Below are 13409 nucleotides of genomic sequence, written 5' to 3'. Positions count from 1 at the left end.
CGGGGAGCCGTGTGCCCAGTCCGTGTGGGTTTCACCGCTCCCCGGGCCGACAAACGAGGAGGGGTGCAGCCCTAAGAGCGAGACACCTGCGTTCACCACGACGAGGGAGTGGAAGACCGCGGGCCTCGCGTGCATGAATAACACGGTGGACGACGCCTGCGCCGACGCAGGGACGCAGTATTGCGTGAGCGATCCCGGCCCTGGCTGGCTCCAATGTGTCGTTCGCGAAGGGGCCGACGCCCCCTGCCCGGACAACTACAACTGGGCCCGGTACGAGATGTTCCCCGAGGATGCCGTCATTGATGAACGCGACTGCGAGGAGTGCGCATGCGGGCCGCCCGAGGGGAGTGCATGCACCGCATCGATTCACCTCTATGAGGGGCCGGTCTGCTCCTCTCAATCGGAGCAATTCGGCATGCTGTCTCCCCATGACCAGTGTCAAAACATAGGTCCCCCGGGCCACGCACTCGCCGGCAAGGCGATCACCAACCTCGAATACGTGCCCGGCACGTGCGCCGCGACCGGCGGAGCGCCGAAGGGCGAGGCCAAGAGGGACATGACCAAGGCCGTCACCTTCTGCTGCCTCTACCCGTTTTACCTCATCAACTGATACCCGCCTCTCGGGTACGACACTCTCCCACAAAACGACAGCGGTCGCGTTACCTCGTGCCCGCTCGCGCATTGTTTGTCTCCTGAAGGGGCGAGCATCTCGCTCCTTCACAAGACACAAGCGACCCGCAGAAGGGGGCGATGGGCATGCTTCTCTGGGCGAGCGCAGCCCTTCGCCCTCTCCTAGGGGTCGTTTGTCGCCGATCTCAGGCGGCTGCGAGTTCGAGGCGCCCCTTTTTAAACGCGCGCGCGCCATCGATTCGCCGTCGCCTCGGGTCGGCGACGCCGCAAAAATGGGAGAAGAAAGATGAGCGCCCGACAGGATACCGACGACGACGCCGCTACAGCCGTGATGGTCCGCCAAGCGCTGCTTCCGCCGCCACCAAGCGGCATTCGCCCGAGCGTCGTGCATTCAGAGCCGCCGCCCCGAGATACGGTCTTTGATCCACCGTCGCGTTGGAGGTGCCTCGGGGCTCTGGCCCATGCCCTCGTCTACCGTCTACGAGAGCGCTTGCGCCGGCGCCGGCTCTCGGATCGGCTCCCTCCGCTTCCCCTGTCTCGCTCGGAGAGGTCCACCTTGGTTGCCGCGGGCGCTGTCGCGCGCGATGAACGCGGCGAGCAGCTCCTCCTCGATCTCATGCGCGCGGAGCCTGCCTTTCAGAAAGCCGCGATCCACGTCGCGTATTACGCGTGCGAGCTTCGGAAACTCGGGGAGGATGCACACGACGAGGGCCTCGTCCACTTCGCACTGTCTCGGATGCGGGTGGACAGCGACGGCTTCGTCTCGATCGCACGGTTGCGGGACAGACTCCCGAACTTGTCGTTTTCGGGCGCGCTCGTGCCCGCCCTGCTTTGGCTGGAAAGAGCGGGCATCGTCTCGCTCACCATAGACGATGCTCGACCCGAGCGCGTGCAGCTCCGGCTCCGGGTCCCCCTTTGAAACGTAGGAGACACCATCATGTCCAGGAACAGCACGTCCAAGAAAAGGATACCCGAGTCCGAGACAGCCGAATCTGCGGAGTTGGCCACGGCGTTCGCGCTCGCCAGCGATGGAAAGCTTTATTTTACCTTCGAGAGCGCCCCGCCCCCGGGCCGTGCGGTGTTCGTGGGCTATGCATTGCGCGCCGACGAAGTCAGGAGGTTTGGCGTCGGGGGCTTGCTCCTCTGGGCACTCGTCCAGACCCTCGCGCTCGGGAGCGACGGGTGCATCGGATGACGAGAGGACGGCAGCCGCGCGAGCCGCCCACGAAGCGGTGGGGAAGCACCCCGCGCTCAAGGCGGGACGGGTCGGTGCTGGAGGGCGTGCTCGGCTTCCATCATGTACCTCCGGTATTCGGCATCGTCGGGCTCGAGCCCGAGCTCACCATGGAGATACGCCATGGCCAGCGTTTGCAGCGCGGGCGCATGTTCCAGCTCGCCGGCCTTCTCGTACAGCGCGAGGGCCTTCTTGTCGTCCTTCGGCACGCCTGCGCCCGCGCGGTACGCATTGGCGAGCAGGAACGTCGCGTCCGGCGACCCTCTCTCCGCAGCGATCTCGAACCAGCGCGCGGCCTCCCGAGGATCGGCCCTGACCCCTTGCCCATTCTGGCTCATGACGCCGAGGAAGTAGGCGGCGCTCGGGTGGCGCGAGGGTTCGGCGCGAAGGAAATGACCACGCGCGCGCTTCACGTCCTTGGGGACCGCGGGTATACCCGCGAGGTAGATCCTCCCGAGCGCGATCTCCGCCTCGATATCTCCCTGCTCCGCGGCTCTCGTCAGCGTATGCATCCCGGCCTTCACCTGCTCCGGGTCGGAGAGGCCGAGCAGACGGAAACCGAGGTTTCGCATGGCAAGGCCGTCGCGGGGCTTGGTCGAGGATCGTGACGGCGGCGCGGGCAAACCGGCGAGGGCAGGGCGATCGGGCTCTCGGCGAGCACTTCGGCCGAGCCATGAAACGAGGAGAAGGGCGGCGGTGAGGGACAGGGCCGCACCGCCGATCAGCGTGACACGTCGCACACCCAATGAGAGCTTACTGGCTCAGGTCGATGGCGTAAATCGACAACGACTTGCCGCTTCCGTCGTCCTGCTGCATGAGCGAGATGTTCGTGAGCCCGGCGGCCTGCGCCTTCGGGAGCGCGTTCTGCGCCGAGGTGAAGGTGACGGGGCCCATGGTCGTGACCTTGGTGAACTGGAAGCTCCGCGCGGAGCCGTGCTCTGCGCGCGTGATGTTCTGGATCTTCTTGATGTACGCGATGAGCACCTCGCGATTCGTGTCGGGCGCGGCGAAGATCGTCTTCGACCCGTCGAGCCCGGGGAAGCTGCCGCCGCCGCTCGCGCGGTAGTTGTTCGTCGCGACGATGAACTCCTGGCCCATATCCATGGGCGCCCCCTCGAACATCAGGTTCTTGATGCGCCCGCTCGCCTTCATGCCCATGGGCGGCAGCGGCTGCGTCACGTCGATCTCGTACGAGATACGCGTGTCCGTGAACATGTCGAAGTTGTAGCCGGCCATCGCCAGGTTGATGAGCGGTTGCGGCATCGTCTGGGCCGGATCGATCTGGAGGAAGCGCGTCGCCGCCCGCTCGAGCCAGTCGAGGATCTCCGCGCCGGTCACCTTCACCGCCTGGAGCGTGTTCGCGTAGAGGTAGAGGTCGGCTGCGTTGTTGATGGCGAGGCTGCCGGCCATCACGTCCGTATAATCGGTCCCGCCCTGGAAACCGGTCTTGAACGGGGCGCTCATCGACAGGACGGGGAGCCCCGCGTACTGGGGCAGGTTTTCCTGGATGTAGGACGCGACGTAATCTGCCTGGGCCTCGTTGACGATCTGGATCGCGCCGACGTCGCCCACGTCAGCGAACACCGTCGTCATCTCGAAATCGGTCGTGCCGATCGGCGTCTTGACGTAAGCGATGGTCGCCTGGTGCTCGGCATCGAGCAGCGACGCGATGGCCGGGTCGGCCGGGACGTAGACCTTCGTCTTGTCCGGCTGCATGTTGCACATCGTCGCGAACGCGCAGGGCGCCCCCGTGAGCCATTGCTCCATCGCATCGCACGCGGCGGGGAGCCCGTTCTCGCACGTGGTCGCGATGGGGCGGGCCTCGACGAGGGTCTTCGTCTTGTCCACGGTCCAGCTCGTGCCATCGTAGGTCAGGCCGAGCTTGATGACGCCGAGGTGCTGGCCCCAGAAATTCGCCATGACCGCGGGTACCCCCGCGACGGTGCCGAGGGCCTTGTCGACCTCGGGCAGGTCGAACTGCGGCGTCGTGCTCTTTGCGTTGGGGAAGATCTGGTGGGAATGCCCCATGAGCATCGCGTCGATGCCGGGCACGTGAGCGAGGTGCCACGCCTGGTTCTCGAGGGACGGCACGTACGGCGTGTTGTCGAGGCCGCCGTGGATGATGGCGACGACGAGATCGGCCCCGTTCTTGCGAAGATCGGCGATGAGCGGCGCGGCGACCTCCTCGACGCCCTTCGTGAACACCTTGCCATCGAGCCACCTCTTGTCCCAGTTCAAGATCTGCGGGGGCGTGAAGTCGAGGAAGCCTATGCGGAGCGTGCTCTCGACGGCCGTGCCGTCGGGCCCCGTCGCCGTGATGGTCTTCGTGACGAGGACCGACGGCTGGAAGATGGTCTCGTTCGTCTTCATGCTGAAGACGTTGGAGTTCACCTGCGGGAACAGCGGGCCTGCGCAGGCCGAAGAGCCGCTCAGATCGAGGTCCGGGACGTCGAACGGGGTATGGGTCACCTGCGACAGGAAGGCGAGGCCATAGTTGAATTCGTGGTTGCCGATGCCTGCCACGTCGAACTTCAGCTGGTTCATGGCCTTGTACATGGCCAGCGTTTGATCGCAAGGTAGCGGCGTGACGAGCGCCTGGTAATCGGCGAGCACGGTGCCCTGGATGGTATCGCCGTTGTCGACGAGCAGGTTGTTCGGGAACTCGGCGCGTGCCTGATTGACGAGGGTCGAGGTGCGCTCGAGGCCGATCGCCTTGTCCTCCACCAGCTTGAAATAGTCGTAGCTCAGAATGTTCGTGTGCAGATCCGTCGTCTCGAGCAGCGCGACGACCGCCGTCGATCCATCCGGGGTCACCTGCATCCCGCCCGAGCCGCCCGCGCCCCCTGAGCCACCCGCGCCCCCTGAGCCACCCGCGCCGCCGGAGCCGCCCGCGCCCGCCGAGCCGCTCGAGCTCGCATTGTTCGTGGTCGTGCCGCCCGTGTCGTCACCGCATGCTGCGAGCGCCCCCATCGCCAGGACCGCCCCAGAAATCGCCAAAAGGCTTCCGAGTCGAGCTCTCATCTCACCCTCTCCGCCTAGGGCGGCCGTTTCGCAGGAGGGTAGGCAACGCGAAGGACTTTGTCCAGGTCTGAAGGGTAGGCAACGCGAAGGACGTGTCCAGGTCTGCCAAGGCTGCGTAATTTGGGGTAGAAGTGAGCTGGTTGTTGCTCTACGACGCCGCCGGGACCGTTTCCCGCTCCGAGCTTCGCGATGTCGCACCGCGGAACGTTTCCTCCGTCCTCCTGGCTAAGCGATTACGATTTTATTCGATGCCCGCCGGGGCGTCGATGGAACGCGTGCCTCGCTCGCGCCCGTCGACACGTCGACGCCCCGCGCTTCGACATGTCGACGGCGCCAGGAGAGGTCCGGGTGGGCGCTCGCGAGGCCGCCAGGTGCTGGCAGGAGGATTGCTTTCGCGCCCCCAGCGCTGGCATCATCCAGCGCCGCCAGTCCTCCGAGGGGAAAGCCCCTGCTGGCGGTGTTCCAAGGGCGAGGCCACGGCGGCGGCGAGCGGAGGACCTCGCCCGACGCCCGTGCCCCGCAACGGGCCGCCGCTCCACGGATCACTCCGGAAACCATGCCCACCCCTTGAGAGTCACGGCGAGCGACAGGAGGATGGGCAAGAGGTGCGTAAGCGAGGCTATGGAGAAAGGCGGAGGCGACATTCCCTCAATTCTACTGCTACCATGCGCCTCGTTCGATCATCTTCACTTCGGGACCACCATGCAGGAGCAGACAACACAGCGTGATTATTGGCTTTGTCAGCTGGCCGGCTGGGGCGCGCTGGCCTGCGTCGGCGTGCTATCCTCGTCCAGCGGCGATACGCAGCAGATGCTGCGCTTCGCGCTCGCCAAGAGCTTCTGCATGGTGACGGGCCTCGGCCTGTCCCATGTCTGGCGGCTCCAGCTCAAGCGGCGCGCGTGGGTGGACCGCGCCACCGGCATTCCCTTCGGCCGCATCATCGCCGGCTTGCTGGTGCTGGCCGTCTTGCAGACGGGCTGCCTGCTCGCCGCCGACCTGGCCTTCCGCGATGGCGCTCTGCTGCGCGATCCGTCGACAGGTCCTGTCGATTACGCCATGCTGTTCGTCCTGTGGTTCGCCATTTTCGCCGTCTGGACCCTGTGCTATGCGGTCGCCCTCGCGCGCCGCCGCGCCCAGCGCGCCGAGCTGGAAAAGCTCAAGCTGGAGGTGAGCGTGAAGGATGCCGAGCTGCGCGCCCTGCAGTTCCAGGTCAATCCCCATTTTTTCTTCAATAGCCTGAACAGCATCCGCGCCCTGATCTACGAAGACGCGCCGGCCGCCGCCCATGCCGTCAGCCAGCTCGCGGGCATGATGCGCCAGCGCCTGCAAACGGATCAGACCGGCACCATCCCCCTCGGCGCGGAAATGGCGGCCGTTAGCGCCTATCTCGGCATCGAGAAGCTGCGCTTCGACGAACGCCTGCGGGCGCATATCGACATCGATCCGGCGCTGGCGGCGACGCCGGTGCCGCCGATGGTGGTGCAGACCCTCGTCGAGAACGCGATCAAGCACGGCGTCGAGCGCACGGTCGCGCCCTGCGAAGTCAGGATATCGGCGCGCCTCGGCGCCGATGGATTGGTGCACGTCGAGATATGCAACCAGGGCCGGCTCGCCGCGTCCAGCACGTCCACGCGGCTTGGCCTGTCGAACGCCATCCAGCGGCTGGCCCTGCAATGCGGCCCGCAGGCGAGCTGCGTCCTCGCGGAGGAAGGCGGCTGGGTGCGCGCCACCGTGACACTGCCACAGGGAGCCGCATGAGAGTCGCCATCATCGACGACGAGCGCCTCGCGCGGAGCGAGCTGCGGCGTCTGCTCGACGCCCACCCGGAAGTGGAAGTCGTGGCCGAAGCGGCCCATGTGGCCGATGGACTGCACGCTATCCGTCACATGGCGCCGGACCTCGTGTTCCTCGATATCCGCATGCCCGACGGGAGCGGCTTCGAGCTGCTGGCGGCCTTGGAGCGCGCGCCCGCCGTCATCTTCACGACGGCTTACGACCAGTTCGCGCTCAAGGCTTTTGACGCGAATGCGCTTGACTACCTGCTCAAGCCCATCGAACCGCCACGCCTGGCCCAGGCCCTGAAAAAATACAGCCGCGACGCCGCACCCACGCCGCAGAAGGCCACGGACGGCAAGGTCTTCATTCAGGACGGGGAACGCTGCTGGTTCGTGGACGTGGAGCAGATCGTCCTGTTCGAATCCGAGGGCAATTACACGCGCGTCTACTTCGACCACAACCGCCCGCTACTGCTGCGCTCCCTGAACCAGCTCGAAGAGCGGCTCGACCCGCAGCACTTCATGCGGGTGAGCCGCCGCCACATCGTCAATCTGCGCTACGTGCGGAGCGTGGAACCGTCGCCCGCGGGCGGCCTGGTGCTGCAGCTCGAAAGCGGCTTGAACGTGGACATGTCGCGCCGCCGCGCCGTCCAGTTCAAGCAGCTCAAGCGCCTCTAGAACATCGATCGGTTTGACAACCGCTCGATGTTCTAGCTTTCTTTCGTCCCGAGGGAGACGCCTCGCGTCCCCCTCTCGTCCGGGCAAAGCCCGGCCGATTCACCCCCCGAGAACAGTTACATGGTCCCTGACCCGGCGCAACCCGCCTAATCCGCGTCCGGCTGACGACAGATCCACCCCGTTGGCGCGTGCTGGTGCCACTTCCGGCCCCGTGGCCGCCCTTTGGGGCATCCCGGGAGCCGACCCACGGACGGCGCTGTTGGCGGTGCTCGTCCAGGGCGAGATCGCAGCAGCGGCGGCGGGGGACCTAGAAGCTGCAACCGTCGCTCACGATGCCGCGGCAAGGCTCTTTCGGCTGATCCCAGAGACCGATGCCACGGCCGCGGCACAGGCTGCCCACCACGCCGTCGACAAGTTGCTGCGCGCTGCCAAGCGCCACATGTAGCCCATGGTGAGGGGGCCCCCGCACGAGGGGGCCCCACGCGTGTCGGTTTTTCTGGACAGAACGTCACGTTCCGGGGCAAACTCCTACTCGGAGACCGCGCCCGGTTCGGATCCGCGATACTAGCCCGGCTCGCCCGGGAGATCGGGCCGAGAACCAACAGCCAAAGAAGGCACTCCTGAATCCCGGGTCCCCCGGGGGCTCTCGGACCGAGAAGCGGTCGAGCGGTTCAGCTTCGACGTTCGCTGGTGGCCACGCAGGACACCGTCACGATGATCCGCTCCGCGATTCACGCGCTGCCAGTCGACGAGCCCGAACGGTCCACGCAGGCACGTTCGAGTCCGGGGCCCTCGCTTGGCTCTTCATGGGTGTCACGTCTCCGAGCCACGCGGCTGGCCCTCAGTGTGGACACGCGTATCCACGTGCGCGGCGAACCCGCGGACGCCGGGCGCGACGCTCTCGTCGAGCACGTGGCGATCTGGGTAGTCGCCTGCGTTCTGATGGCGGAAGGGGATCGGTGCGTCGGTGAAGAGGCCCCGCAGGCGGCCTCGCCAGCGCATGAACGCGTCGTCGGCCGCCTCGCGCTCGAGCCGATCGACGGCGTAGATCGCGTGCGTCGGCAGGACGGTCATCCCCGCGAAGAAGAGCGTGCCGTGCGTGATGTGGAACAGCAGGTCTTCGAGCGGCCCGTTGATGCCTCGCGGCGAGTAGTCGATCGCCGGTCCGCCGACGGTCGTCGACAGGAGCGCGCGTTTGCCGGCGAAGCCGCCGTCCCCATAGCGGTATTGATTGCCGGCGTTCTTGTAGCCGTACGCGAGGCCGTAGGCGAAGACGCGATCGACCCAGCCCTTCAAGATCGCGGGCATGCTGAACCACCACAGCGGAAACTGGAAGATGACCGCGTCGGCCGCCGCGAGCTTCTCCTGCTCTGCCATGACGTCGGGCGTCTGCGTCCCGCTCGCGTACGCGTGTCCGGACTCCGTCACGAGCGAGAGCCGCGTCGGGTCTCTCCGGTCGAGGAAGTCGCCCCCGTCGAACGGCGCCTTCCAGCCCATCCCGTACAGATCCGACAGCAGCACGCGATGGCCGAGCTCGCGTAGCTCGGAGATCGCGATTTCTTTGAGCGCGCCGTTCAGCGACGCTGGATCCGGGTGCGCGACCACGATGAGGACCGTCTTGCTCATGGCATCTCCGTCGTCTGAAGCCCAAGCCTGGGCGGGGCGAGGCCGCGATCGCGAGGGACCGCGAACGAACTGTTGCCGCTACGGCATATCTGGGCCGCGGACGTTCGCTCGAGCTCCGCTCTGCGGCGATCTCGCTCGCTCAATGAGTACGTGAAAATGGCCGCATGAGTAGGCCGATACGGCTCATAAGATCGTTGACTCAACGTCAATACTGACCGAAGTTGAGGGCATGCAGTCGCTCTCGGACATCGCGCCGTTCGTGAAGGTGGTCGAAGCGTGCAGCTTCACGCTCGCCGCGAAGCAGCTCGGACTGACGCCGTCGGGCGTGAGCCGGGTGGTGTCGCGCCTCGAAGCGAGGCTCGGCGTGCGGCTGCTGCATCGAACCACGCGCAACGTGACGCTCACCGAGAGCGGCGCCGCGTTCTACCAGCGCTGCGTGAAGATCCTCGCCGACGTCGAGGACGCGGAGCGCGCGATGGCGACGGCGCGGAAGACGCCCCGAGGTCGGCTGCGGGCGGACGCGCCCACGGTGCTGGGTGAGATGATCCTCGGCCCGCGGTTACCGTCGTTCCTCGCGAAGTACCCCGAGGTCTCGCTTGAGCTGACCCTGCGCGACCATTTCATCGATCCGCTCGCCGAGGGCATCGACGTCGTCTTGCGCATGGCCGACGTGCCGGAGTCGGGACTCGTCGCGAGGCGTCTCGGCAACTGCCGTATCGTCGCCGCGGCGTCGCCCGAGTACCTCGAGCGTCACGGCAGGCCGGAGACGCCCGCCGATCTGCACCGCCACAGCTGCCTCAGCTACGTCGTGTCGGGGCGACCGATCGAGTGGCGCTTTCGCAGCTCGCGCGGCCCGCTGACGGTCGGCGTGACCGGGCGAATCCACGCGAGCAGCGGCCGCGTGCTCGTCGACGCGGCGCTCGCGGGCCTCGGTATCGTCTACTTGTTCGACCCGTACGTCCGGCGGGAGATCGCGAACGGCGCGCTCGAGCCGATCTTGATCGAGCAGTCGCTCGATCCGGTGCCGATCTACGCGCTCTACCCGCAAGGCGGCCTCGTCCCGCCGAAGGTGCGCGTCTTCATCGACTACCTCGTCGAGCTCTTCACCGGCAAGGAGCGCGCGCGGCGCGGAGCGCGCGCCTGATCCTCCACCGGATCCGTGGACAAACCCAAAGGCGCGGCCCGCATTCGGGGCGAGCACTCCATGAAATCGGATCATGTGAAATCGTGGCGGCGGTATCATCGCGCATACTCTCGCCAGAAGCTCGTGCGGTTCGAAAACGACGAATCGTGTCCCATCGCGCCACGCCTTCTTCAACTCATAGCGCAGCTTCCCGCCAGCGATCTCGGCGAGCCGTTCCTGTGCAATCGGCGGCCGGGCAGATACCGGCACAGCCTCTCCACACGGCGGTGGAGGGCGATCGACCGCGCGACGGTGAGCGTGCTTCCGTGGTGATGGGCTTCGACATTCACGCCGCCGAAGCTACACCACGGGATGGGACACGATCAAATGCCCGAGGCCTCGAATCCAAGTATGTGCTTGCCCCTCCCTTCCCGTGCGCGCACAAACCCCACCCACTGACGCGGGCGGGGTTCTCCCTTAACCGTTACCGATTACTACCGAGTGGTTCTGCCAGTCCGATGAGAAGTCCTTCGGGGCCGCGGATGTAGCAGAGCCGATACGAGTCCTCGTACTGAACCACTTCGCCGACGAGCTGCGCACCGTGCTTGCGGAGTCTGGTGAGTGTTTCGTCGATGTCGCTCACTGTGAACATAGCACGCAGGTAGCCGAGGGCGTTCACCGGGGCGTTCCGGTGATCGGCGACTACAGACGGGGTGAGAAAACGCGAGAGCTCGAGGCGGCTGTGGCCGTCGGGAGTGACCATCATGGCGATCTCGACGCGCTGATTACCCAGTCCAGTGACGCGTCCGGCCCATTCTCCTTCAACCATGGCTCGCCCCTCAAGCGTCAGGCCAAGCTCGGTGAAAAAAGAGATGGCATCATCGAGAGATTCCACCACGATGCCGACATTGTCCATTCGTAGCAATTTACTTTTAGTCATGATTTCGGTCGTGTCCCTGGTGATGGTGTAGCTGCTGGACGGTAGCGGAGCCGCTCGCGACGCGCGCCTTTCCACATGGCGCCGACGCCCTTCCCGCGCAGCGTTCACCATCCGCCCGCGGTGCGCTGAGGCGAGCTGTGCCGGCGTCGGGCCCCTGCGGCCTCCCGCGACCCGCCCGTCCGCCCTGACGGACGCCCCTGCGGCCTCCCGCGGCTCGCTCGTCCGATCCGACGGGTGCCTCGTGGCGCTCCGCGCGGTGTAGAAGGACACGGTTGACCGCCGCGCGAGATGCGTGCTACGCCCCCCGAGGAGGCGGAAATCCTGGTTTATTTGTCCTAGGTGCCCCACAAGGTCACGACGATGCAGCTCTCTCCGGTCCCCGAGCACGTCGCGCACGCCGGTCTGCGCGCGCTCTACACGGTCTGCACCGCGGACGGTGAGCTCAGCTCGCTCGAGCGCTCGTTCCCCCGCGGCGTGCAGGAGCACTTGCTCCACAGCCACGTCGACCTCGCCACGCTCCAGGCGATCGCCCCCGACGAGCTCGCCCGTGCCGTCGCGCCGGGCGAATTCCGCGGGCGCATCCTCACCGGCGTGGTGATCGCGGCGTGTGTCGACGGCAGCGTGACCGACGACGAGGTCGTGGTGCTCGATCACTTCGCCGCCGCGCTCGAGCTCGATCCCGCGCCGGTGCGCACCGCGCGTCGGCTCGCGAAGCACCAGCTCTTCCTCGCGCGCATCGACATCGCGCGACGCGCGCTCGCCGGGCACAAGGTCCGTCAGACGGTGCGCGAAGAAGGGGTGATGGCGATGGTCGCGCAGCTCATGCCGATGATGGGCATCGCCGATCCCGCGCTCGCCGCGCGGTATCGCGCGCTCGCGTCGAGCCCCGAGGGCACGCTGGGACGCGGGTACTTCGAGTTCATCGAGTCGAACGGCTTCTCGTTCCCCGGCGAGCCCGGCGCGGGCCCCGAGATCATCGTGGTCCACGACTGTCTCCACGTGCTCGGCGGCTTCGGCACGAGCCCGGAGCAGGAGATCGAGGTCGCGTCGTTCCAAGCGGGCTGTCACGGCGGCGAGCCGCTCTACGGTCTGCTCTTCGGGCTCGCGCAGTACCACCTCGGCGTGCAGGTCGCGCCGGTCGCGGCCGCGGAGTCGATGCACGCCGATCCCGCGCGGATGATGCGCGCGTTCGCGCGCGGCTGCCTCGTGAAGCGCGACATGTGGAGCGACTTCCGCCCGTGGGAGCACTTCGCCAAGCCGCTCGACGCGCTGCGCGCGGAGCTCAACGTCGTGCCGAGCGCATAGCGTCCGCTCGCGGAACGAAATGGCGCGCGCGGCTCGTTCGTGGGGCTGATCGCGGATCTCGCCCGTAAGCTGCCGAAGGGCGAGCGCCGGAAGCTTCGGAAGGAACTCCAAGCGCGCACGGCGCACGAGCCGCACGAGCCCCCGACATAGCTCCCGCGGAACCCCGGGCGGCAGGTTCCGGCTTGCCCCCTCGTGCCCGAGGGGGCCTCGCACAAGCGTTTGTCCCCGGGGTTTGTCTTGGTGAGGAGCTGTGGTAGGGATCTCGGATACTCTCATGCGCGAGTAGGGAGGAACCGTGCCGAGACGAACCGAAGCCAAGCCACTCTGCCTGAAAGTTGGCGCTCGTATCCGCGAACTACGAAAGGAGCGCGGCATGTCCTTGCAGGATCTTGCCGACGCTGGCGCGATGTCGAAAGGCCACCTGTCGAGCATCGAACAGGGCCTCGCGGCGATCACCATCGAGACCGTCGAACGCATCGCGGCCGCGCTCGGCGTGTCCCCGTTTTGCGTCATCACCTTCCCGGCAGACGACGAGCTGGATCGTATCGCGGATCTCGCCCGGAAGCTGCCGAAGGGCGAGCGCCGGAAGCTCCGGAAGGAACTCGAAGGGCGCACGACACACGAGCCCGCGACGTAGCCTTGCCTTGGCTACGTCACATCCGGGGGGCCGACGCCAGCGATGCAGACCACGGCAATGGCGCCAGCCTCCTCGGGGCTCACCATCACTTCATCCGCGCCGCAATGGTGACGTTGAACGCCGTTCGGTGGACCTCCCGGGCGACGCGTTCGGCTTCCTCGGGGGTCAGGGCGTAACCCCTGAACTCCTTGCGCCCTTCGGGATCGATCGTCCCCTCTTCGACATACACGTACCCATCACTCCCGAGCGCGAGGCGTTGGAGGCAGGCCCAGCGGAGCAAGCCCTGCGTGCCGTGCTGCCCACGTTCTTCGGCGGTCAGCGCGTAGCCGGTGAACACCCGACGGCCTGGGGGCGGCTCCTCCTCGAATCGAACGTAGATCGCGCCATCGCTCGCAAGTACAAGCTCGGTCTCCATCGTCGGCGGAACTTTGGTTGTCATG

12 protein-coding genes and 2 pseudogenes are annotated in these 13409 nt (G+C 66.6%); 8 read left to right on the top strand and 6 right to left on the bottom strand.

Annotation, left to right across the window (positions count from 1 at the left end; all coding sequences use genetic code 11):
* From KEG38_RS34175 to KEG38_RS34165, 3 genes and pseudogenes are all read left to right on the top strand, one after another.
* Positions 1 to 610, top strand: a pseudogene (locus KEG38_RS34175) (hypothetical protein); the annotation flags it as partial.
* 576 nt (positions 611 to 1186) lie between these two features.
* Positions 1187 to 1549: a hypothetical protein gene (locus KEG38_RS34170; protein WP_272424396.1), complete on the top strand. Its 363-nt coding sequence runs from the start codon at positions 1187 to 1189 to the stop codon at positions 1547 to 1549.
* 18 nt (positions 1550 to 1567) lie between these two features.
* Positions 1568 to 1825, top strand: a complete 258-nt coding sequence (locus KEG38_RS34165) for a hypothetical protein (RefSeq protein WP_272424394.1) — start codon at positions 1568 to 1570, stop codon at positions 1823 to 1825.
* A 56-nt stretch (positions 1826 to 1881) separates the two neighbouring features.
* On the opposite strand, the gene KEG38_RS34160 is transcribed toward KEG38_RS34165, so the two are convergent.
* Positions 1882 to 2436, bottom strand: coding sequence for a tetratricopeptide repeat protein (locus KEG38_RS34160; protein WP_272424392.1), 555 nt, complete (start codon positions 2434 to 2436; stop codon positions 1882 to 1884).
* Positions 2437 to 2617: 181 nt separating this feature from the next.
* Positions 2618 to 4885: a 5'-nucleotidase C-terminal domain-containing protein gene (locus KEG38_RS34155; protein WP_272424391.1), complete on the bottom strand. Its 2268-nt coding sequence runs from the start codon at positions 4883 to 4885 to the stop codon at positions 2618 to 2620.
* 702 nt (positions 4886 to 5587) lie between these two features.
* On the opposite strand from KEG38_RS34155, the gene KEG38_RS34150 reads away from it, so the two are divergent.
* A complete protein-coding gene (locus tag KEG38_RS34150) occupies positions 5588 to 6643 on the top strand; it encodes a sensor histidine kinase (RefSeq protein WP_272424389.1) in 1056 nt (351 codons plus the stop codon).
* Positions 6640 to 7338, top strand: coding sequence for a LytR/AlgR family response regulator transcription factor (locus KEG38_RS34145; RefSeq protein WP_272424388.1), 699 nt, complete (start codon positions 6640 to 6642; stop codon positions 7336 to 7338). Before KEG38_RS34150 ends, KEG38_RS34145 begins: the two co-directional genes overlap by 4 nt.
* Before the next feature lie 813 nt (positions 7339 to 8151).
* On the opposite strand, the gene KEG38_RS34140 is transcribed toward KEG38_RS34145, so the two are convergent.
* Positions 8152 to 8964, bottom strand: a complete 813-nt coding sequence (locus KEG38_RS34140; protein WP_272424387.1) for an NAD(P)H-dependent oxidoreductase — start codon at positions 8962 to 8964, stop codon at positions 8152 to 8154.
* Positions 8965 to 9193: 229 nt separating this feature from the next.
* Between KEG38_RS34140 and KEG38_RS34135 the strand changes: the two genes are divergently transcribed.
* A complete protein-coding gene (locus KEG38_RS34135) occupies positions 9194 to 10108 on the top strand; it encodes a LysR family transcriptional regulator (RefSeq protein WP_272424385.1) in 915 nt (304 codons plus the stop codon).
* Between the two features lie 57 nt (positions 10109 to 10165).
* Here KEG38_RS34135 and KEG38_RS56145 read toward each other — a convergent pair.
* A pseudogene (locus KEG38_RS56145) lies at positions 10166 to 10357 on the bottom strand (transposase); the annotation flags it as partial.
* A gap of 214 nt (positions 10358 to 10571) precedes the next feature.
* Positions 10572 to 11003 carry a VOC family protein gene (locus tag KEG38_RS34130; RefSeq protein ID WP_272424384.1) on the bottom strand — a complete coding sequence of 144 codons (432 nt, stop codon included), beginning with the start codon at positions 11001 to 11003 and terminating at the stop codon, positions 10572 to 10574.
* Positions 11004 to 11387: 384 nt separating this feature from the next.
* Here KEG38_RS34130 and KEG38_RS34125 point away from each other — a divergent pair, with 384 nt between their 5' ends.
* Together KEG38_RS34125 and KEG38_RS34120 are read left to right on the top strand one after the other, a co-directional pair.
* Positions 11388 to 12332 (top strand): hypothetical protein, encoded by a 945-nt coding sequence (locus KEG38_RS34125; RefSeq protein WP_272424382.1) that lies wholly within the window; start codon positions 11388 to 11390, stop codon positions 12330 to 12332.
* Positions 12333 to 12627: 295 nt separating this feature from the next.
* Positions 12628 to 12969: a helix-turn-helix domain-containing protein gene (locus KEG38_RS34120; RefSeq protein ID WP_272424381.1), complete on the top strand. Its 342-nt coding sequence runs from the start codon at positions 12628 to 12630 to the stop codon at positions 12967 to 12969.
* An 85-nt stretch (positions 12970 to 13054) separates the two neighbouring features.
* On the opposite strand, the gene KEG38_RS34115 is transcribed toward KEG38_RS34120, so the two are convergent.
* A complete protein-coding gene (locus KEG38_RS34115) occupies positions 13055 to 13408 on the bottom strand; it encodes a hypothetical protein (RefSeq protein WP_272424380.1) in 354 nt (117 codons plus the stop codon).
* Position 13409: the final 1 nt, after the last annotated feature.

The sequence above is a fragment of the Polyangium jinanense genome, assembly GCF_028435265.1.
Taxonomy (GTDB): domain Bacteria; phylum Myxococcota_A; class Polyangia; order Polyangiales; family Polyangiaceae; genus Polyangium; species Polyangium jinanense.
The sequence above is the reverse complement of the archived record's forward strand: the minus strand, read 5'-3'. Positions and strand labels throughout refer to the sequence as shown.